Genomic DNA, 21,117 nt, shown 5'->3' with positions numbered 1-21,117 from the left:
CGACTACTCGCCTGCGCCGACCACCTCGCCGCCTGTCGAACGTGTCGCGAAAGCCACTTTCGCGACGCCTGATGTCCCGAAAGTGGCTTTCGCGACACGTTCGACAGGCGGAAACCTGCGAAAGCCCCTTCCCGCCCCAGGGAGTAGAAGGTCTCCGCGGAGAACGACCATCGCCACTCACGACCCCGGGCCGAAGGCTCCCTTGGCCGCGTCGGACGCGGCGATGGGAGCTTTCACCCCGGCGGAGGCCTCGCTCACGAACACGCCACCTTTGCCTTACCCCTCGATGGTTCGCCCCCTCGCGTGTGTCATGAAAGGGTCGTTCAGGACGAAAGATGTCCTGAACGACCCTTTCATGACATGCGTCGCGGCGCGCTAGCCGATCTCGTACGGGTCCCCGTAGACCGCCCACTTGAGCGGGGTGTGCAGGTCGAGGTTGCCGTCGTTGAGCCACACCAGCTGGGCGGTGTCGATCCGCGAGGTGTCCGCGTGCGCCTCTTCCTGCTTCATGACCACGCGCCGCGCGTCGAGGAACGCCTTGAGGTACGCCGTCTCGTCACCACCCTGCGCGGGTGGCTTGGCCTGCTGGAGCGCGGCCGAGCGGATACCGCCGAAGCTGTCCTGGCTGGTGCCCGGGCCGTGCATCACGATGGCGTCGTAGTAGATGAATTGTCCCAGTGTGCCCAGGCCGTCCGATTTCGCCTGATTCACCGCCGGGTCGAAATAGACGCGGTCGCGTTCACCGTTCTGCGCCGCCTTGAAGTCCTCGCGGCCGGCGGCCTCCCGCCACGCGTTTTCGAAACCGCTGCCGAGCCCTTCGTGCGAATCGGTGCCGTCGACCTTGCGCAGCGCCGGGAGGTATTCCGCGAGCGGGTTGTCCGGGACCGAGTTCGTGTAACGCTCGACGAGTTCCAGCATGTCCCCGGTGCCGGAACAGAACCCGATGATGCCGGCGGTGTACCCGCGCCCGTCGTTGATGTCCTCGATGTAGGAGTACTGCGCTTTCCAGTCCAGGGAAGAGTTTTCCGCGCTGGAGACGATCTGCATCGCGATCTCCTTCTTCTCCGGCGAGGCGAGGTCGCCACCGGAGGCGAAGATCGACGCCGACGCCGGGACGGGCGCCGCGGACGCGAGTGAGGAGAGCGCGACGGGGCCGGAAACGGCGAGGGCGAGAACGGAGACCGCGCCGAGAGCACGACGCATCGCGGGCCGCAGGGTGTCACTCATGAAAGGAGTCCCTTTCCGCAGAGAATTGTCATTTTCTCATCAGGTGTTGCTGCGGCGTGGGCACACGATAACCACGGGTGACAGTTTCCGGCAAGGGGGAGAGCCGGTCGAAGATTTTCGTTACCGGCGGTCGCCGGTGTAGACGACGGCGGCGCACACCGCGTCGACCCCCGAGATCAGTTCGGCCAGCGCCTTCGGAAGGTCCCGATGGGTGGACTCGGCCCAGGCGCGCAGGCCCGCCCGGTCGAGTTCCGGTTCGCAGAAGTCGTCGAGCCCGATGGTCCAGGCCAGCAGGGCCAGGCAGACCGAATGCGGATCCGGCTGTTCGGTGCCGAGGACGGCCGCCCGCACCTTGCTGCGCGCCGCCGTCGACATCAGCAGATCCCGCGGCGGGTACCGGTGATTCTTCCGGATGAGCATCCGGTCGGTCTCGCGGTCGATCACGCCGGCGGCGAGCAGATTGTCCGCGACCGTTTCCCCGAGGTCGTGCCGGAGATGGGTGACCCATTCCCGGACGGTGTGCCGTTCGCGTTCGCGGAGGATTTCCGAGAACACCCCGTCGAGCGGGGGATGGGCGAGGCCGCGTCGTGACAGCGGGCGGATTCGCTTGCGTTCCACGGTGATCCGCTCGGCGAGGAGGAGATCGCAGAGCGCGGAACCGGCCATTCCGATGCCGAGTCCCGTGCGGCGCAGCGCGGGTTTTCCGGTGAACTCGTCGTGGGCGAGAAAGAACAGGGAATCGACCAAGGTCAGCCGACGCATGAATGGCACGCCCTCCGGCGTTGTGGTGCGGGACGGCCAAAGTAGCGGTAGTGCGTGCACCACTGCGACCCGAGGTCCGTTTTTAGCCTGAACGGACGTACCTCGCCGGGGGGCTCGGCCCTAGGGTGGGATGGCTTCGCAAGATCAAGAACGTCCACACACCGCCAAACCGACGTCCGGGGGGACGGGTCCATGGGTACGCAAAGACCGCGGCGCGGTCTCGGTCATCGGCGGCTCGGGGCCGCCCAGATCGTGTTCTTCGTGGTGGCCGCGGCGGGTCCGCTCTTCGCCATCGCGGGCGGGGTCCCGACGAACTACGCGGTCACCGGCAGCATCGGGGTGCCGTTGTCGTTCCTTCTGCTCGCCCCGATCCTGGGCCTGTTCGCGGTCGGGTACGCGGCGATGAGCCGCTACATCACCAACGCGGGCGCCTTCTACCCGTACGTCGCCAACGGGGTCGGCAAATCCACCGGCGCCGGGATCGCGTTCGTCACGCTGATCTCCTACAACGCCATCCAGATCAGCATCTACGGCCTGTTCGGCTGGTCGGTGTCGACCTGGCTGGGCACACTCACCGGATCCCCGCCGCCGTGGTGGTTGTGCGCGCTGGTGATGGTGCTTCTCGTCGGCGCGCTCGGCGTCCTGCGGGTCGATCTCAACGCCAAGGTGCTCGGGGTGGCGCTGTGCCTCGAGGTGGCCGTCGTCGCGATCGTCGACATCGCGTTGTTCTCGAATCCGGCCGGTGGCAGCGTTTCCCTGGTCCCGCTGGAACCGTCGAGCCTGTTCACCACCGGGGTGGGCGCGGTGTTCGCGTTCTCCGCGGCCGCGTTCATCGGCTTCGAGGGCGCGGCGACCTACGGCGAGGAGACCCGGGAACCCAGCCGCACGGTCGGCCGGGCGACGTTCGCCGCGATCGCGCTCACCGCGGTGCTCTACGTCGTCTCGTCGCTCGCGCTGGCCGTGGGCGCCGGGCCGGACGTCATCGTGACGACCGCGGCCGCCCAGGGGCCGGATCTGCTGTTCAACCTGGCGGGCGAACATCTCGGCGGCACGTTCTCCGACGTCGCGTACACGCTGTTCGTGACCGGCCAGTGCGCGGCGCTGCTGAGCTTCCACAACGCCGTCGCGCGGTACTTCTTCGCGCTGGGCAGGGAAGGGCTGTTGCCGCGTTCGCTGGCCAAGACCAGCAAACGCACCGGCGCGCCGGTCGCCGGTTCGCTCACGCAGACCGCGCTCGCGCTGGTGGTCGTGTCGCTCTTCGCGATCGCGGGCCGCGACCCGGTGACCGAACTGTTCACCTGGCTCGGCACGACGGCGTCCACCGGTGTCGTGGTGATCATGATCGCCGTCTCGCTTTCGGTGATCGGCTTTTTCAAACGGCGTCGTCACGCCGAAAACGCCTGGCGCCGCTGGATCGCGCCGTCGCTGGCGATCCTCGCGCTGTCGGCCGTCCTGGCGCTGATCCTGCTCAACTTCGATCTGCTGCTCGGCCCGGCCGGCACGTTCCTGTTGCGCTGGGGGCTGCCCGGTCTCGTGCTCGTCGCCGCGCTGGTGGGCTTCCTGCGCGCGGAAGTGTTGCGGACGAGGGATCCCGAGACGTACGCCGCCATCGGCGGCCCACTCGAAGAAGACGAAGAACCGGTCAAGCTGAGGACGGGAAGATGATCGTACGCGCGGCGGAACCGTCCGAAATGGACACTGTGATCGATGTGCTGGCCGAGGCCTTCCAGGACGACCCGGTCAGTGTGTGGGTCTTCCCCGGTGACGAGCGGCGCGCGGTGGGGCAGCGGATCTTCCACCGGGCGGTGCTGGCGGGAGCGCTCGCCGTCGGCGGCCACGTCGACGTCACCGACGACCTTTCCGCCGCCGTCGTCTGGACGCCCGGCGGCGAGGACGACCTCGACGGGGCCGCGTTCGCCGGGCTCACCGGGGAAGAGCTCGGCAGGCTCATCGCGTTGTTCGACTTGATGACGGAGCGAGCCCCTGGCGGCGAGTACCACCACGCGCAGTTCATCGGCGTCCGCGAGAAGGCACAGCGGCGAGGGATCGGCGCCCGGTTGCTGCGGCACGGGCTCGACCGGTACGCCCCCGCGCCCGCGTACCTGGAGGCGAGCAGCCCGGAGAGCGCGAAACTGTACCGGCGGCTGGGTTTCCGTGATCACGGGCCGGCCTTCGCGGTCGACGGCGGGCCGCCGATGCAGCCCATGTGGCGCGAGCCGTGACGGATCCCTCGTCGATATGTCTATAAAGGACTGGTAAAGTGGCGGGCAGATGACGACGACCCGTGCCCCCGCCGCACGGCACCGTTCCGTCTTCTTCCTGCTGATCTTGCTCGTCTTCGCCTTCGTCACGCCGACCGTTCCCCATGGGCACGGCCGGGCCGCGAAGGAAGATCCCGTCGCCGTTTTCGCGACCCATCCGCTGCCCGCCTTCCACGGCGGGCAGGCCGTTCCCCTCGCCGACGCTCCCGCCGAAGCGGAGACCGTCGACCTCCCCGACGCCGGCCACGTCCCTGAGCAGGGCGAACCCGTCGTCATCACCCGTGCGGTGCCCCAGGCGCCCGCACGGGCACCTCCGCGCTGATCGGCGTCTTTCTGCCCGCATCAGCCATCCATCGGAGGTCTCCATGAGTTCCGGTCATGCCCTGCTGGCCGTCGGCGGGGCGTTCCTCGCCGCCGGTGTCATCGCCAGAGCCGGCGCCCGTATCGGGCTGCCCACGATCCCCCTGTTCATGCTGGCCGGTTTCGTCTTCGGCCCCAACACCCCCGGACTGTCCCTTGTGGACGATCCGAAAGAGCTCGGTGTGCTCGCCGGGCTCGGCCTCGTCTTCCTCCTGTTCTACCTCGGCCTCGAGTTCTCCCTCGACGATCTGGCGAAGGGCGGGCGCAAACTCGTCTGGTCCGGGCTGATCTACCTGATCCTGAACATCGGCGGCGGGCTCGCGTTCGGTTTCCTGCTCGGCTGGGGGACCAGGGAAGCGCTGGTCATCGCCGGTGCCATCGGGATCTCGTCGTCGGCGATCGTCACCAAACTCCTGCTCGAATCCCGCCGGATGGACAACCCCGAATCCCGGCTGATCATGGGCATCATCGTGATCGAGGACATCTTCCTCGCCCTCTACCTGGCATTGCTGCAGCCGGTGCTGTCCGGCGCCGGGAGCTTCGGTTCGGCGCTCGCCGACTTCGGCAAGGCCTTCGCGTTCCTGATCGTGATGGCCGCGCTCGCCCGCTGGGGCGGCCGGGTGGTGTCGAAGCTGTTCGGCTCGGCCGACGACGAACTGCTGACCGTCTGCTTCGTCGGGGTCGCGGTCATGGGCGCCGCCGTCGCCGAGGAGGTCGGGGTGTCCGACGCCATCGGCGCGTTCATGGTCGGCATGATGCTCGGCGGCTCGAAGGTCGCGCCGCGTATCCACAAGCTGGTGCTCCCGCTGCGGGACGCGTTCGGCGCGCTGTTCTTCTTCATCTTCGGGCTCAGCATCGACCCGAACGCGGTCGGCTCGGTGGTCGTGCCGGTGCTGATCGCGGTGGCGCTGACGATCGTGCTGAACCTGGGCGCGGGCGCGCTGGCCGCGCGGGTGAACGGGTTCGATCGCCAGGCCGGGGTGAACATCGGGCTGACCGTGCTCACCAGGGGCGAGTTCTCGCTGGTGCTCGCGGCGATGGCGACCGCGGCCGGGCTCGACTCGCGGGTCGCGCCGTTCGTCGCGGGCTATGTTCTCCTGCTGGCCGTGATCGGTCCAGTCGCGGTCATCCGCTCGGAGAAACTCACCTGGTTGCTACCGGCGAGTATTGTCCGAGGCTCGACCCGCCGCGACGAGCCGGCCAGGGCGACGTGACGAGGAGGCCTGGGTGACGGAGCGGTTCGGCGGCTACCAGAACGAGATCTACCTGCAGGGACTCGGCGGCGCCTTCCCGCCTTGCTCGACCGACGCCACGAAACTGGAGGAGTCGGCGCGGGAGATCCTGGAGCCTGGACCGTTCTGGTACGTCGCCGGTTCGGCCGGTTCCGGCGCCACCGCCCGGGCCAACCGCGAGGCCTTCGACCGCTGGCGCCTGGTGCCGCGGATGCTCACCGGCGCCACCGAACGAGATCTGTCCACGACGGTCCTGGGCACGCCCGTTCCGGCGCCGGTACTGCTGGCGCCGGTCGGCGTCCAGTCGATCGTCCACGAGGGCGCCGAACCGGCGGCCGCGCGTGCCGCGGCGTCGGTCGGCCTGCCCTACGTCATGTCGACGGCGTCGTCCACGAGCATCGAGGACGTCGCCGAGGCCAGTGGTGAGGGGCCGCGCTGGTTCCAGCTGTACTGGCCGACGGACAACGACGTCTGCGCGAGCATCCTGGCGCGGGCGAAGGCCGCCGGGTTCACCACGCTCGTCGTCACCCTCGACACCTGGACGCTCGCGTGGCGCCCGAACGACCTCGACCACGCGTACCTGCCGTTCATCAAGGGCGAAGGGCTCGGCGTCCCGCTGAGCGACCCGGTGTTCCGCGGCCTGCTGGAGAAGACGCCGGAAGAAGACGCGCCGACCGCGATCCTGCGCTGGATCTCGATGATCACCGGCACCGACAGCACCTGGGACCGGCTGCCGTTCCTGCGCGAGCACTGGGACGGGCCGATCGTGCTCAAGGGCATCCAGCACCCCGACGACGCGCGCCGCGCCGTGGACGCCGGGATGGACGGGATCGTCGTGTCCAACCACGGCGGCCGCCAGGTCGACGGCGCGATCGCGTCGCTCGACGCGCTCCCGGAGATCGTGGCGGCGGTGGGCGACCGGCTGGAGATCCTGTTCGACTCCGGGATCCGTACCGGCGCCGACATCGCCAAGGCGCTCGCGCTCGGGGCGAAGGCCGTGCTGGTCGGGCGGCCGTGGGTGTACGGCCTGGCGCACGCGGGGGAGGACGGCGTCCGGCACGTGCTGCGGAGCCTGCTCGCCGACCTCGACCTGACCATGGGCCTGTCCGGACACCGGCGGCTCGCCGACCTCACTCCGGCCTCCCTCACCCGCATTTAGTCCTCTGGATGCGGTAGTTCGCGCTGCCGACTACCGCATCCAGAGGACGAAAATGCGTGGGGTGGTGGTGACGTGCGGGATATTCGGAGGCCCGGATCGTGACGCACGGCTATCCTGGTGCCGGTCATGGCTGCTCAACCTTCCCCGCTCGGCGCCCTGCGCGCTCGCCTGCCCGAATTGATGTCGCGCGACGAGCACCGCCTCCGGCGCCGGCTCGACGGTGCCCGCAAAGCGCGTAACGCCCAGAGCGTCACCGCGCAGATCGAGGCCGACATCGAGGCCGCCGAACTCCGGATCACGCGCAGGCGTGACGGCGTCCCGAAGATCTCCTTCCCCGAAGAGCTGCCCGTCAGCCAGCGCAAGGACGAGATCGCCGAGGCCATCCGCGACCACCAGGTGGTGATCGTCGCGGGGGAGACCGGGTCGGGCAAGACGACCCAGCTGCCCAAGATCTGCCTCGAACTCGGCCGCGGCATCCGGGGCCAGATCGGGCACACGCAGCCGCGGCGGCTGGCCGCGCGCACGGTCGCCGATCGCATCGCCTCCGAGCTGAACACCGAACTCGGCGAGACCGTCGGCTACAAGGTCCGGTTCACCGACCAGTCCGGCCAGGACACGCTGGTCAAGCTGATGACCGACGGCATCCTGCTCGCCGAGATCCAGACCGACCGGATGCTGCGGCAGTACGACACGCTGATCATCGACGAGGCGCACGAGCGCAGCCTCAACATCGACTTCATCCTCGGCTACGTCAAGCAGCTTTTGCCGCGGCGCCCCGACCTCAAGGTGATCATCACCTCGGCGACGATCGACCCGGAGCGGTTCTCCAAGCACTTCGACGACGCGCCGATCGTGGAGGTCTCGGGCCGGACGTATCCGGTGGAGGTCCGCTACCGGCCGATCATCGACCCGGACGATCCGGACGCCGATCAGGACCGGGACCAGACACAGGCCATCTGTGACGCCGTCGACGAACTCCAGCACGAGGGACCGGGCGACATCCTGGTGTTCCTGTCCGGTGAGCGGGAGATCCGCGACGCGGCGGACGCGCTGTCCAAACAGGACCTGAGGAATACCGAGATCCTGCCGCTGTACGCGCGGCTTTCGTCGTCGGACCAGCATCGGGTGTTCCAGCGACACACCGGGCGGCGCGTCGTACTCGCGACGAACGTCGCCGAGACGTCGCTGACCGTGCCGGGTATCAAGTACGTCGTGGACCCCGGCACCGCCCGGATCTCGCGCTACAGCCACCGCACCAAGGTGCAGCGGCTGCCGATCGAGCCGGTCTCGCAGGCGTCGGCGAACCAGCGCAAGGGCCGCTGCGGCCGGACGTCGGACGGTATCTGCATCCGTCTGTACTCCGAGGACGACTTCGACGCCCGGCCCGAGTTCACCGATCCGGAGATCCTGCGGACCAACCTCGCGTCGGTCATCCTGCAGATGACTTCGCTCGGTCTCGGCGACATCGCTGCGTTCCCCTTCGTGGAGCCGCCGGATCGCCGCCAGGTCACCGACGGCGTCCAGCTGCTGCAGGAGCTCGGCGCGTTCGAGATGTCGGACGGCAAGAAGCTCACCGAGACCGGCCGCAAACTCGCGCTGCTCCCGGTGGACCCGCGGATGGCGCGGATGGTGCTGGAGGCCTCGCGCAACGGCTGCGTCCGCGAAGTGATGATCATCGCGGCCGCACTGTCCATTCAGGACCCGCGTGAGCGGCCGGCGGAGAAGCAGCAGGCGGCGGACGAGCAGCACGCGCGGTTCGCGGACAAGACGTCGGACTTCCTGGCGTACCTCAACCTGTGGGAGTACGTCAGCGAGCAGCAGAAGGCGTTGTCCACCAACCAGTTCCGCCGGATGTGCCGCAACGAGTACCTGAACTACCTGCGCATCCGCGAATGGCAGGACATCTTCAGCCAGCTGCGTCAGCTGGCCAAACCGCTCGGCATCACGCTCAGTACCTCCGGCCCGGCCGATCCGCAACGTGTGCACACGTCGCTGATCGCCGGGCTGTTGTCGCATGTCGGCCTCAAGGATCCGGCCAAGGGCGACTACCTCGGCGCGCGCGGGGCCCGGTTCTCGGTGTTCCCGGGGTCGGCGTTGTTCAAGAAGCAGCCGCGGTTCGTCATGTCGGCCGAACTGGTCGAGACCTCGCGCCTGTGGGGCCGGGTGAACGCGCGGATCGAGCCGGAATGGGTCGAGCCGCTCGCCGGGCACGTCGTGAAGCGGAACTATTCCGAGCCGCACTGGGAGCGCAAGCAGGGCGCGGTGATGGCGACGGAGAAGGTGACGCTGTACGGCGTCCCGCTCGTCGCCGACCGCCGGGTGAACTACGGGCGCATCGATCCCGAGGTGAGCCGCGAGCTGTTCATCCGGCACGCGCTGGTCGAGGGCGACTGGGAGACCCGCCACCACTTCTTCCGCGAGAACCGCGCGCTGCTCGACGAGGTCGAGGACCTGGAGAACCGGGCCCGCCGTCGCGACATCCTGGTCGACGACGAGACGTTGTTCGAGTTCTACGACCAGCGCGTCCCGGCCGACGTCGTGTCCGCGCGGCATTTCGACAGCTGGTGGAAGAAGGCGCGGCACACCGAGCCCGACCTGCTGAGCTTCGAGAAGACGATGCTCATCAACGAGACCGCGGGCGGCGTGCGCGAGGCCGACTACCCCGACTTCTGGACACAGGGCACGCAGACCTTCAAGCTCACGTACCAGTTCGAGCCGGGTGCCGACGCGGACGGTGTCACCGTGCACATCCCGCTGCCGGTGCTGAACCAGGTGACCTCGGACGGCTTCGACTGGCAGGTCCCCGGCCTGCGCGAAGAACTGGTGACGCAGCTGATCAAGTCGCTGCCCAAGGCGATCCGGCGCAACTTCGTGCCGGCCCCCGACCACGCGAAACTGGTGTTGTCGAGGGTCGGCCCTGCCGACGGGCCGCTGCTGCACGCCGTCGCCGACGAGCTGGAAGCGTTGCGCGGGGTGGTGATCCCGGATGACGCCTGGCAGCTGTCGACGGTTCCTGAGCATCTGAAGATGACGTTCCGCGTAGTCGACGTGCGCGGCAAGAAGGTGTCCGAAGGCAAGGACATCGAGGCGCTCAAACGGGATCTGAGCGGCCAGGTGCGCGCGACGATCTCCAAGGCCGCCGACAGCATCGAGCGCGAGGGCCTGACGACGCCCGCGTTCGGCGAACTGCCGAAGGTGTTCGCGAGCAAGCAGCGCGGGCACGACGTCAAGGCGTATCCGGCGCTGGTCGACGAAGGCGGTTCCGTGGCGGTGCGGCTGCTGGACACGCCGGGCCAGCAGGAACAGTCGATGTGGGCGGGCACGCGGCGGATGCTGCGGCTGAACATCCCGTCGCCGATGAAGTTCATCACCCGCAACCTCGGCAACTCGTCGAAACTCGTGCTGAACCGGAATCCGCACGGCTCGGTGGCGGCGTTGCTCGAAGACTGCGTGGATTGCGCGGTCGACAAACTCGTGGCCGACAACGGCGGACCACGTTGGGACGAGGCCGGTTTCGCCGTACTGCTGGAAAAGGTGCGCGCGGGCTTGAACGCGGGGGTGCTCGACGTGCTGACCAACGTCGAGAAGATCCTGCGCGCGGCCAACGACGTCGAGACCCGGCTGGCCGACACCCGCGGCCCGAAGGACTCGCTCGCCGACGTCCGCGCGCAGCTGGACGGGTTGGTGCACAAGGGTTTCGTCACCGAAATGGGGCAGGACAGGCTCAAGCACGTCGTCCGGTACCTGCGGGGGATCGAGCGGCGGCTGGAGAAGCTCCCGACCGAGCCGACCCGGGACATCCAGCGCACCGGTGACATCGCCTGGCTGCGCAACGAATACCAGGCCGCGCTGGACGCGCTCCCGCCGGGCACTTCGTCACCCGCGCTGCGGGAGATCCGGTGGATGATCGAGGAACTGCGGGTGAGCTTCTTCGCCCAGACCCTGGGCACCGCCCACCCCGTCTCGCTGAAGCGCGTCATCAAGGCCCTGGACGACGCCGCCCGCATTTAGTCCTCTAAATGCGAGAGTTCGCCGTTCAATCACGCGAGTCCCGCCCCCAATCACGCGTGTCGTCCCTCTGATCACGCGAGTTCGCCGCCTGATCACACGCGTTCCGCGGTGGGGAAGCGGAACTCGCGTGATTGAACGGACGACACGCGTGATCAGACGGCGAACTCGCGTGATTGGGGGCGGAACTCACTTGGCGTCGGCGTAGGTGTCCACGGCGGCGATGTGCAGCGGGAACCGGACCGGGCAGGCGGCACCGAAGAGCAGCCGCGCCGCCTCGGCCATGCTGTCCACAATGGACTGCGAGACCTCGTCGGCGAACTCGGCGGGGGTGTGCACCAGGACCTCGTCGTGCTGGAAGAACACCAGGTGGGCGGGGGCGGGCAGCCTGCCGCGCAGGGTCGCCAGCAGGACCGCGGTCATGTCCGCCGCGCTCGCCTGTACGACGAAGTTGCGGGTGAACCGGCCCCAGTTGCGCGACGCCTGACGCGCCTTCAACTCGCCGGCCTCGTCCGCCGCGACCCCGCCGGTCAGCGCGCGCCAAGCCTCCGACGGTGCGGGCGACGTCCGGCCCAGCCGCGAGCGGACGCGCTCCCCGCGTTCCCCGGCCTGCGCGGCACGCTCCACATAGGACACCGCGTCCGGGAACCTGGTGCGCAGCAACGCCAGCAGCGGCCCGGCCTCACCGGACGTGCCGCCGTACATCGCCGACAGCATCGCGATCTTCGCGCGGTCCCGATCGTCCCTGTCGTCCCATGCGGGCACGGGCACCCGGCGCACGCCGGAGAACATCGCCTCGGCGAGGCTCGCGTACAGATCGGTGGCCGCGGCGACGTCGGCCAGCTTGCGGTCTCCGGACAACGCCGTCAGCACCCGCGGCTCCAGCTGCGCGGCGTCGGCGACCACCAGCTTCCAGCCAGGATCGGCCCGGACACAGGTCCGCAGGACCTTCGGGATCTGCAGCGCGCCCCCGCCCCGGCTCGCCCACCGGCCGGAGACGACCCCGCCGACGACGTAATGCGGGCGGAACCGGCCGTCGCGCACCCACTCGTCGAGCCAGGTCCAGCCGTTGGCCGAATGCAGCCGCGCGAGCTCCTTGTACTCCAGCAGCGGCGGGACGGCGGGGTGGTCGATGTCGCGCAGCAGGTACTTCCTCGCCGACGAGACCTCGATGCCCTCCCGGCCGAGCGCGCGGACGACGCTGGCCGGGGCGTCCGGGTTGACCGGGCGTCCGCCGAACGCGTCGCTGATCTTCGCCGCCAGCTCGACCAGCCGCTTCGGCCGGTGCCCGGCCGGGACGCGGGGGCCGAGCTGCTCGGCGAGCAACGCCAAATGCAGGTCCGCCCGCCAGGGCAAGCCGTCGGCCGACATCTCCGCGGCCGCCAGCGCGCTCGCCGACTCCGCCGCGAAAAGCAGCCGGAGCCGCTCCGGATGATCGGTCAGCGCGACCCGTTTCTCCTGCTCGGCCAGCACCCGGCGCGCCGCGTCGATCACCGTGACGCCGGCGGGCAGCCGCGGGCCGCGCGTCTCGAACAGCGTCGGCTGGTCGTCCTCGGCCCAGAGCGGCGGCTCGTCGGCGGGCGCCTCCTGCCCGTTCGCCCTGGCCAGCGCCGCGCGCAGGCTTCGCGACTCCTGCGGCCGCCCCTCGTGAGCCAGGAGCAAGCCCTCGATCAGCGTCAGGTCGTGGCAGCGCCGCACCCGGACGCCCGCCTTGATCAGAGCGGGATACGTCCCTTCGACCGACGGGAACACCCAACGGGGTGAGTGCTCCGCCTCCAGATCGCGTACTTCGGCGACGAACTCCGCGAGCTTCAGACCGCGCCGCGGCGGCTGCCCGGAAAGTGCGATCGCGAAGTCGCCATCCTCCTCTTGACCTGCGATCGCCTGCACACTCACATTGTGGTGGTTCCCTCCGACATTTCTGTCACCAGACGGCTAGTGCGCCTGCGCTATCGGTCGGCTACTGTCGAGTAGCAACCCCATACCGCCGGTACGCGAACCGCCGGTGGCATGGTGTCTCGCCGCAGCAGCAACGGAGGTGCCCGGATGAGAAACCCCACCGGCCTCGCCACCCTGGTGGCGGGCAAGGTGACCGAGACCGTGCGCAGCATCGACGTGATGCGCCAAGCGGGCCTGCTCCCGATCCCGCGGGTGGACGAGGGCCTGCGTTCGCTGGTCATGGTGCGGAAGTGGGGCCCGTTCGCCGGGGCGAACATGATCGCCGCCCGCCGCGACCCGACCGCGACCGGCATCATCGACGAACTGGGGCCGCTGACCTTCAAGCAGCTCGACACCCAGTCGAACGCGCTGGCCAGGGCGTGGTCCGAACGCGGCCTCGGCCCGGGTTCGGTGATCGCCGCGCTGTGCCGCGACCACCGCGGTCTCGTGCTGACGATGCTCGCCTCGGGCAAACTCGGCGCCAAGCTGCTGCTGATGAACACCGGGTTCGCCAAACCCCAGCTCGCGGACGTCGCGAAACGTGAAGGCGTCACGGCGCTCGTGTACGACCAGGAGTTCACCGAGCTGCTGGACGCCGTCGAGGGCGACGTCGAGCATTACCTCGCCTGGGTCGATTCGGACACCGCGCGCCCGGCGGACATCCCGGTCGTCGCCGAACTGGTCGCCAGCACCGACGACCGTCCCTGGCCCGCGCCGGCCAAACCCGGCGGATTCATCCTGCTGACCAGCGGCACCACCGGGACGCCGAAGGGCGCGCCGCGGCCGCACACCTCCGCGCTCGCCTCCGCGCAGTTCCTCGACCGCATCCCGCTGCGCACCGGCGAGGCGACCTACATGGGCGCGCCGCTGTTCCACGGCACCGGGTTGTCGCAGTTCATCCTGTCCTTCGCGCTGGGTTCGAAGGTCGTCATGCGGCGCAAGTTCGTACCCGAGGAGACGTTGCGCGGCGTCGCGGAGAACCGCTGCACCACGCTGGTCCTCGTGCCGACGATGCTGCAGCGCATCGTCGACCTGCCCGAGGAGATCCGCGCCAAGTATGACACTTCGAGCCTGCGGATCATCTTCGTCGCCGGCTCCGCGCTGTCCCCGGATCTCGGGAACCGCGCGACCGCCGCGTTCGGCGACGTCGTGCACAACCTCTACGGCTCCACCGAGGTCGCCGTGGCGACGGTCGCGACGCCCGAGGACTGGCGCAAGGCGCCGGGCACCGTCGGCCGCGCGCCGGTGGGCTGCAAAGTGGCGCTGTACGACGAAAAGGGCGGCAAGATCACCGAGCCGCATGTCACCGGCCGGGTGTTCGTCGGCAGCGGGCTGAGCTTCCAGGGCTACACCGACGGGCGCAACAAGGAGATCATCGACGGGCTGCTCTCCAGCGGCGACGTCGGGCATTTCGACGAGGACGGTCTGCTGTTCATCGACGGCCGTGACGACGAGATGATCGTCTCGGGCGGCGAGAACGTCTTCCCGATCGAGGTCGAGAACCTCCTGGTCGAACGTGAGGACGTGATCGAGGCGGCGGTCGTCGGCGTCGAGGATCCCGAGTTCGGGCAGCGGCTGAAGGCGTTCGTGGTGCGAGCTGAGAAGTCGGAGCTGGACGTCGACGGCGTGCGCGAGTACGTCAAGGCGAACCTCGCCCGGTACAAAGTGCCGCGTGACGTGGAGTTCCTCGACGAGCTACCGCGCAACGCGACCGGGAAGGTGCTGCGCAACAAGCTCCACTAGTACTCCCAGTCGATGCCGAACACGCCGGGGCCGAAGTCGAGCGCGACGGCGTGGACACCGTTGCCCTGGTCCGGTTTGAGTTCCTTCCGGTCCAGTGGTGACGTGCCCTGGCGCGAATATTGCCAGCACTTGGCCGGGACGGTGCCGGGGTCGAACCGGACCTCCAGCAGGTACTCGCGCACGGGACGCCGGAACTCGCGATAATGCGTGTTCCGGCATTCCGGGTACGGCGGCCCGGGGTTGGTCAGCGAGTACTCGATCAGGTGAGTCTCGCCGCGATCGATGGGCCGGTCGAAGAGCAGCTCGGCCACGGTGAGCCCGTGCTCGTCGTCGACCTCGGCACGTCCGACGTGGCAGTTGCGCAGGGTGTTCAGCACCGGCGGCCCCGCTTCCGGGTCGCCCTGGGCGTACACCAGCAGCCAGCGGTCCTGCCCGTCCGCGCCCGCCTGGAACACCGCCCGCGCGGTCACCGCGCGTTGCCCGCCGTCCTCGGCGATCTCGCACAGATCGTGCAGGCCGACGAGTTTCAGCTGATGGTGTTGTTCGAGCGCGTTGGGCGCGCCGACCTTCTCCAGCAGCGCCTGAAGCGCTTCGAGCGGGAAGGTCAGCGGCTGCTCGGTGGTGGCCCGGCTGCGGCGTGACGACGCCCCGCGCGGCCGCGGCGGCGGCAGGAGGCTGAGCAGCGATCCGGCGGGGATCGCCAACACCTCTTCGAGCACCCGGACAGCGGACAACGAACTCTGCCGTTCCGGCTGACGTTTGCCCGATTGCCAGTAACTCAGCGCGGTCACGCTCACCGACGCGCCGCGCGCGAGCAGCCGGGCTTGGATACGGTCGAGACTCAGGCCGCTCGTGGCGATGGCCGATCGCAACGCGGTGGCGAACGCGGTACGCGGTTGATCTTCATCGTCCGTGGTCACTCGGTCCGCCGCGCTCCCCGCCACCATATGCTGCCCGACCGCCCCCGTCTGCCGTTCCCTGACACCGCCCGGTTGATAACAACACGAATAACTTTAACAGTCTGAGGTAACGCTTCAGGGGCGCCTTCTGCCAGGCGAAAACGACTTTCCGGACGAGCGCCGTTACTCCGTATGGCCTAGTACTGGTAACTGTGAATCATTGCCCGGCCACCTGCGCACCGGCTTGCATGGCTCTCAACAACGATCATCCTCCCGGGTGATCCGCACGGCGCGGCAGGAAGGGAACCAGTGAGCAAGTCCCGGAAGAACCTGAAGTCCCGAAAGACCCGTAGCGGCCTCGTGGCGGGAGTCGCCCTCGCCGGTGTGACCGCGGCGGTCGCCACGTTCGGCGCGGGTGCGGCCAACGCCGACCAGCAGGGCGAGATCCGCGGCGCGGGTGCGGCCAACGCGGTCGGCGGCAGCTACATCGTCGTCCTCAAGCCCACCGCGGTCGGCCAGGGCGTCGCCGCGGCGAGCGAGATCACCGCGAACGTGGCCGCCAAGGCGCAGGGCCTCACCGGTCAGTACGGCACCACGCTGTCCCGCACGTTCGGCTCGGCGCTGAACGGCTTCTCGATCAAGGCCGACGAGGCCGCCGCGAAGCGTCTGGCCGCCGACCCGCAGGTCGCCTACGTCGTCCAGAACAAGACGTTCAAGATCAGCGAGACCCAGGACAACCCGCCCTCGTGGGGTCTGGACCGGGTCGACCAGGCCGACCTTCCGCTCGACGACAAGTACACCTACCCGGTGAAGGCCGACAACGTCACCGCCTACGTCATCGACACCGGTGTCCGCGGCTCGCACAAGGACTTCGGCGACCGCGCCACCGGCGGCAAGGACTTCGTCGACAACGACGACACCCCCAACGACGAGCACGGCCACGGCACGCACGTCGCCGGCACCATCGGCGGCACGGACCACGGTCTGGCCAAGGGCGTGAAGATCGTCGGCGTCCGCGTGCTGGACGCCAACGGCAGCGGCACCACCGAGGGTGTCGTCGCCGGTGTCGACTGGGTCGCGGCGAACGCCAAGGGCCCGTCGGTCGCCAACATGAGCCTGGGCGGCGGCGCGGACGACGCCCTGGACGCGGCGGTCAAGGGTGCCATCGACAAGGGCGTGACCTTCGCGCTCGCGGCGGGCAACGAGTCCTCCGACGCCGGCACCACCTCCCCGGCCAGGGTCAAGGAGGCCATCACGGTGGCCGCCAGCGACAAGACCGACAAGCAGGCCAGCTTCTCGAACTACGGTTCGGTCGTCGACCTGTACGCGCCGGGTGTCGACATCACCTCCACGTGGGGCACCGGTGACGACGCCACCAACACCATCAGCGGTACCTCGATGGCCGCGCCGCACGTCGCCGGTGCCGCCGCGCTGTACCTCTCGGCGCACCCTGACGCCACCCCGGCCCAGGTCGCCGAAGGTCTCGTCGCCGCCGCCGCGGACGGCAAGATCAGCAACCCGACCGGTGGAACGGCGAACAAGCTGCTCCAGGTCAAGTAAGACCCTTGAGGACAGGCTGCCCCCGGCGAACTCCAGGCGCCGGGGGCAGCCCCCTGTCCAAGGGGCTCCCAGACTTGTTACCAACGGGTAAGCTCCTGCCCATGGTCCTGCGGAAGAACATCCTGATCACCGGGGCGAGCTCCGGACTCGGCGAAGGAATGGCCAGGCAGTACGCCGCGAGAGGCCGCAACCTGGCGTTGGCCGCCCGCCGTGTCGACCGGCTCGAAACCCTCGCCGCGGAGCTCAAGAAGGCGTACCCCGGCATCACCGTGGTCACCCGGAAGCTCGACGTGAACGACCACGACCAGGTCTTCGCCGTCTTCGAGGAGTTCCGCGAGGAACTCGGCTCCCTCGATCGCGTGATCGTGAACGCGGGGCTCGGCAAAGGACAGCGGATCGGCACCGGCCGCTTCGACGCTAACCGCGAGACCCTTCAGACGAACTTCCTCGCCGCAGCCGCCCAGATCGAGGCCGCCGTCGGCATCTTCCGCAAGCAGAAGGACGGCCATCTCGTGGTCGTGTCCTCGTTCCTCGCGCTTCGCGGTGTGCCCGGCAACGCCACCGCGTACGCCGCCTCGAAGGCGGGTATCTCGTCGTTCGCCGAGGGAACCCGGATCGAGCTGCTGAAGACCCCGATCAAGGTCACCACGCTGCACCCCGGATTCATCGAATCGGAGATGAACGAAGACATCTCGAAGCTGCCGGGCGCCGTCAGGGCGGAGCCGGGCGCGCAGGCGCTCGTGAAGGCGATCGAATCCGAGACGGCGAAGGCGTTCGTGCCGACGTGGCCGTGGAGCGTGCTTTCGAAGCTCTTCCCGTTCGTCCCGGCGTCGATGCTGAAGAAGTTCGGATGACCTTGGCCGCGGACAAGACCGTCGAGGTACGCGGAGAGGACTCGTTCGACCCGGCCGCGATGCACGCCTGGCTGGCCGCGCGGGTGCCCGGGCTCGGCGATGCGCCGCCCGGGGTCCGCCAGTTCCCCGGTGGCGCCTCGAACCTCACGTACCTGCTGACCTATCCGGATCGCGAGCTGATCCTGCGGCGTCCGCCGGTCGGGCACAAGGCCGCGTCCGCGCACGACATGCGCCGCGAGTTCCGGGTCCAGCAGGCGTTGCGGCCGGTCTTTCCTTACGTGCCCGAGGTTCTCGCCTTCTGCGACGACGAAACCGTGCTCGGCGGTGACTTCTACGTGATGGAGCGGCTCGAAGGCCTGATCCTGCGCGGAGATCTGCCCGCCGGTTTCGACCTGCCGCCCGACAGTGCGCGTGAACTGTGCGGCAAGGTCGTCGACCGGCTGGTCGAGTTGCACGCCGTCGACGTCGAGGCCGCCGGGCTGGCCGACCTCGGCAAGGGCGCCGGCTACGTCGAGCGTCAGGTGCGCGGCTGGTCGGAGCGGTTCCTCAAGGCCCGCACGGAGAACGTCCCGGACTGCGCCGAGGTGATGGCGTGGCTGAAGGAGAACCAGCCGCCCGAGGTCAAGATCTGCCTGATCCACAACGACTACCGGCTCGACAACCTGGTACTCGACGACGATCTCGGCATCGTCGGCGTGCTCGACTGGGAGATGGCCACCCTCGGCGATCCGCTGATGGAATTGGGCAGCACCCTGGCGTACTGGGTGCAGGACGACGATGACGACGTCATGAAGCTCAGCCGTCGTCAGCCGACGCACCTGCCGGGGATGTACACGCGTGAGGAATTCGTGCGACGGTACGCGGAGCGGTCCGGTCTCGAAATCGGCGACTGGACGTTTTACGAGGTGTACGGCCTGTTCCGGCTCGCGGTGGTGATCCAGCAGATCTACTACCGCTACCACGCGGGGCAGACGACCAATCCGGCGCTGAAGGACCTCTGGCAGTTCGTCGGCTACCTCGACGGCCGCTGCCGCCGGATCATCGCGAAAGGGCACGCGTGATGGGCGCGATCTATCTGGTCCGGCACGGGCAGGCGTCGTTCGGCGCGGAGAATTACGACCAGCTCTCGCCTCGCGGGTTCGAACAGTCCACTGTGGTCGGTGAGGAACTGCTCCGTCGAGGTGTCGAGTTCACCCAGGCGCGGGCGGGTTCCCTTGCCCGCCAACGGGACACGGCCGCGACGGCGTTGAAGGTGCTCGGCTCCGGCATCGCCGTCGTCGAGGACGAGCGCTGGAACGAGTACGACCACGTCGACATCGCGAAGTATCACGCCGCCGGTGTCCAGCAGACCGACTCGCGGGCGTATCAGGCCGCTTTGGACGGTGCCCTGAACGCGTGGGTGTCGGCGGGGGATTCGAGTCCGTGTGCCGAGACCTGGCCCCGGTTCCTGGAGCGGGTCAAGGGTGCGCTGGCCGATGTCGTGGCGTCATTGGGCAAGGGCGAGCACGCCGTCGTGTTCAGCTCCGGTGGGGTGATCGCGACGGTCTGCGGCGCGCTCATGGGCACGCCGGAGGCGGGGCTGCTGAAACTGAACCGGGTCACCGTGAACGCGGGCATCACCAAACTGGTGTCCGGCCGCGGCGGGGTGACCCTGTTGTCGTTCAACGAACATCCGCATTTCGAGGCGGAAGCCGCGGAACTGCTCACCTACCGCTAGGAGACACGCGATGGCGTTCGGCGAGGTCACGGTCATCCCGGTCAACGGGCACGGTCCCGAGGACGTCGTGGTCGACGACCAGGGGCGGATCTACACCGGCGTCGACGACGGGCGGATCCTGCGCGTCACGCCGGACGGCAAGCGGATCGACGTCCTCGGCGACACCGGCGGCCGTCCGCTGGGCCTGGAGTTCTACGGCGAAGACCTCCTGATCTGCGACGCCAAGGCCGGTCTGCTCACCATGCCCCTCGCGGGCGGCCCGGTCACCACGCTGGCGACTTCGGCGGTGGGGCTCGACTTCGTGTTCTGCAACAACGCCGCCGTCGCCTCCGACGGCACGGTGTACTTCACCGACTCGTCGCGCCGCTTCGGCATCGAGAAATGGCGTGACGACCTGATCGAGCAGACCGGCGGCGGACGGCTCCTGCGGCGCACACCGGACGGGAAGATCGAGCAGCTCGCGGACGGTTTCCAGTTCGCCAACGGCGTCGCGCTGCCGCCCGACGAGTCCTATGTGGCCGTCGCCGAGACCGGCGCCTACCGGGTCGCGCGCGTATGGCTCACGGGCGACAAGGCGGGCACGCGGGACTACCTCGTCGACGATCTGTGGGGTTATCCCGACAACATCTCGACCGGCAGCGACGGACTGATCTGGATCACCGTGGCGAGCCCGAAGGTGCCCGCGCTTTCCTTGGTGCAGAAGCTCCCCGCGCCGCTGCGGGCCGGTGTCCGGGCGTTGCCGACCGCGCTGCAGCCCGCACCCGCGCGGGAATGCGGGGTGCGGGGCGTGACCCCGGACGGAAAGCTGGTCCACGAACTGCGCGGGGAGATCGACGGGTTCCACGTGCTCGTCGGGGTCCGCGAACGGGCCGGGACCCTCTACTTCGGATCCCTGGAGGACAACGCGATCGCGGTGACGTCAGTCTAGGCAGAACTCGTTGCCCTCGGGGTCGTTCATCACGATGAAGCCGAGGCTCAACGGCTGCTCGGGCTCGAAACGCTTCACTCGCGTCGCGCCCAGGGCGACGAGACGGTCGCATTCGGCTTCGAGCGCCGCCATGCGCTCGTCACCCTGCAGGCCGGGAGCGGCGCGGATGTCGAGGTGGACGCGGTTCTTCGCGATCTTGTCCTCCGGGACCTGCTGGAAGAAGATCCTGGGCCCTTCGCCCGCCGGGTCTTCGAGGGCAGAGCGGCTGTTGCGCTGCTCCACGGGCATGCCGACCCGCTCGAGGAACTCGTCCCACGCGTCCAGCGGGTCGGTGCCCTCGGGCACCTCGACCCCGGGCGGGCCGGGGTGGACGTAGCCCAGGGCGTCGCGCCAGAAGGTGGACAGGGCTTTGGGGTCGAGGGCGTCGAAGCTGACCTGGAATTCGCGGCTCTTGCGGTTCATGGGAGAA

Annotated in this window: 17 protein-coding genes; 12 read left to right on the top strand and 5 right to left on the bottom strand. The window is 68.9% G+C overall.

All coding sequences use genetic code 11. The annotated features are described in order from the left end of the window. Positions 1-375: 375 nt before the first annotated feature. Both AJAP_RS30365 and AJAP_RS30360 read right to left on the bottom strand, forming a co-directional pair. Entirely contained in the window at positions 376-1,227 is an 852-nt protein-coding gene (locus tag AJAP_RS30365) for a chitosanase (RefSeq protein ID WP_038517707.1), read from the bottom strand. 120 nt (positions 1,228-1,347) lie between these two features. Beyond that, positions 1,348-1,989, bottom strand: coding sequence for a GOLPH3/VPS74 family protein (locus AJAP_RS30360; RefSeq protein WP_038517704.1), 642 nt, complete (start codon positions 1,987-1,989; stop codon positions 1,348-1,350). Positions 1,990-2,181: 192 nt separating this feature from the next. Here AJAP_RS30360 and AJAP_RS30355 point away from each other — a divergent pair, with 192 nt between their 5' ends. From AJAP_RS30355 to hrpA, 6 genes are all read left to right on the top strand, one after another. Next, a complete protein-coding gene (locus tag AJAP_RS30355) occupies positions 2,182-3,654 on the top strand; it encodes an APC family permease (protein ID WP_038517701.1) in 1,473 nt (490 codons plus the stop codon). Next, positions 3,651-4,211: a GNAT family N-acetyltransferase gene (locus AJAP_RS30350; protein ID WP_038517699.1), complete on the top strand. Its 561-nt coding sequence runs from the start codon at positions 3,651-3,653 to the stop codon at positions 4,209-4,211. Before AJAP_RS30355 ends, AJAP_RS30350 begins: the two co-directional genes overlap by 4 nt. Before the next feature lie 49 nt (positions 4,212-4,260). Then, positions 4,261-4,572, top strand: a complete 312-nt coding sequence (locus AJAP_RS30345; protein WP_038517696.1) for a hypothetical protein — start codon at positions 4,261-4,263, stop codon at positions 4,570-4,572. Between the two features lie 43 nt (positions 4,573-4,615). Further along, on the top strand, positions 4,616-5,824 hold the full coding sequence (locus AJAP_RS30340) for a cation:proton antiporter (RefSeq protein ID WP_038517693.1): 1,209 nt from the start codon (positions 4,616-4,618) through the stop codon (positions 5,822-5,824). Positions 5,825-5,837: 13 nt separating this feature from the next. Continuing rightward, positions 5,838-7,001, top strand: a complete 1,164-nt coding sequence (locus AJAP_RS30335) for a lactate 2-monooxygenase (protein WP_038517691.1) — start codon at positions 5,838-5,840, stop codon at positions 6,999-7,001. Between the two features lie 126 nt (positions 7,002-7,127). Beyond that, entirely contained in the window at positions 7,128-11,012 is a 3,885-nt protein-coding gene (gene hrpA / locus AJAP_RS30330; RefSeq protein WP_038517684.1) for an ATP-dependent RNA helicase HrpA, read from the top strand. Positions 11,013-11,198: 186 nt separating this feature from the next. Here hrpA and AJAP_RS30325 read toward each other — a convergent pair whose 3' ends face one another. Next, positions 11,199-12,905, bottom strand: a complete 1,707-nt coding sequence (locus AJAP_RS30325; protein WP_038517682.1) for a bifunctional 3'-5' exonuclease/DNA polymerase — start codon at positions 12,903-12,905, stop codon at positions 11,199-11,201. A 150-nt stretch (positions 12,906-13,055) separates the two neighbouring features. On the opposite strand from AJAP_RS30325, the gene AJAP_RS30320 reads away from it, so the two are divergent. Next, entirely contained in the window at positions 13,056-14,690 is a 1,635-nt protein-coding gene (locus AJAP_RS30320; RefSeq protein WP_038517679.1) for an acyl-CoA synthetase, read from the top strand. On the opposite strand, the gene AJAP_RS30315 is transcribed toward AJAP_RS30320, so the two are convergent. After that, complete coding sequence (locus AJAP_RS30315) at positions 14,687-15,637, bottom strand: hypothetical protein (RefSeq protein WP_143202661.1); 951 nt, start codon at positions 15,635-15,637, stop codon at positions 14,687-14,689. The genes AJAP_RS30320 and AJAP_RS30315 overlap by 4 nt on opposite strands. A 261-nt stretch (positions 15,638-15,898) precedes the next feature. On the opposite strand from AJAP_RS30315, the gene AJAP_RS30310 reads away from it, so the two are divergent. The 5 genes from AJAP_RS30310 (at position 15,899) to AJAP_RS30290 (ending at position 20,648) form a co-directional block, all read left to right on the top strand. After that, positions 15,899-17,149, top strand: coding sequence for a S8 family peptidase (locus AJAP_RS30310; RefSeq protein WP_038517676.1), 1,251 nt, complete (start codon positions 15,899-15,901; stop codon positions 17,147-17,149). 101 nt (positions 17,150-17,250) lie between these two features. Beyond that, entirely contained in the window at positions 17,251-18,003 is a 753-nt protein-coding gene (locus AJAP_RS30305; protein WP_038517674.1) for an SDR family oxidoreductase, read from the top strand. Then, positions 18,000-19,064, top strand: coding sequence for a phosphotransferase family protein (locus tag AJAP_RS30300; RefSeq protein WP_038517671.1), 1,065 nt, complete (start codon positions 18,000-18,002; stop codon positions 19,062-19,064). Before AJAP_RS30305 ends, AJAP_RS30300 begins: the two co-directional genes overlap by 4 nt. Then, positions 19,064-19,720, top strand: coding sequence for a histidine phosphatase family protein (locus tag AJAP_RS30295; protein WP_037346781.1), 657 nt, complete (start codon positions 19,064-19,066; stop codon positions 19,718-19,720). Before AJAP_RS30300 ends, AJAP_RS30295 begins: the two co-directional genes overlap by 1 nt. A gap of 10 nt (positions 19,721-19,730) precedes the next feature. Then, positions 19,731-20,648: an SMP-30/gluconolactonase/LRE family protein gene (locus tag AJAP_RS30290; RefSeq protein ID WP_038517668.1), complete on the top strand. Its 918-nt coding sequence runs from the start codon at positions 19,731-19,733 to the stop codon at positions 20,646-20,648. On the opposite strand, the gene AJAP_RS30285 is transcribed toward AJAP_RS30290, so the two are convergent. Then, a complete protein-coding gene (locus tag AJAP_RS30285; RefSeq protein WP_038517663.1) occupies positions 20,640-21,110 on the bottom strand; it encodes a VOC family protein in 471 nt (156 codons plus the stop codon). The two genes, AJAP_RS30290 and AJAP_RS30285, sit on opposite strands and share 9 nt — an antisense overlap. Between the last annotated feature and the right edge of the window lie 7 nt (positions 21,111-21,117).

Source organism: Amycolatopsis japonica, from assembly GCF_000732925.1.
Lineage (GTDB): Bacteria > Actinomycetota > Actinomycetes > Mycobacteriales > Pseudonocardiaceae > Amycolatopsis > Amycolatopsis japonica.
The sequence above is the reverse complement of the archived record's forward strand: the minus strand, read 5'-3'. Positions and strand labels throughout refer to the sequence as shown.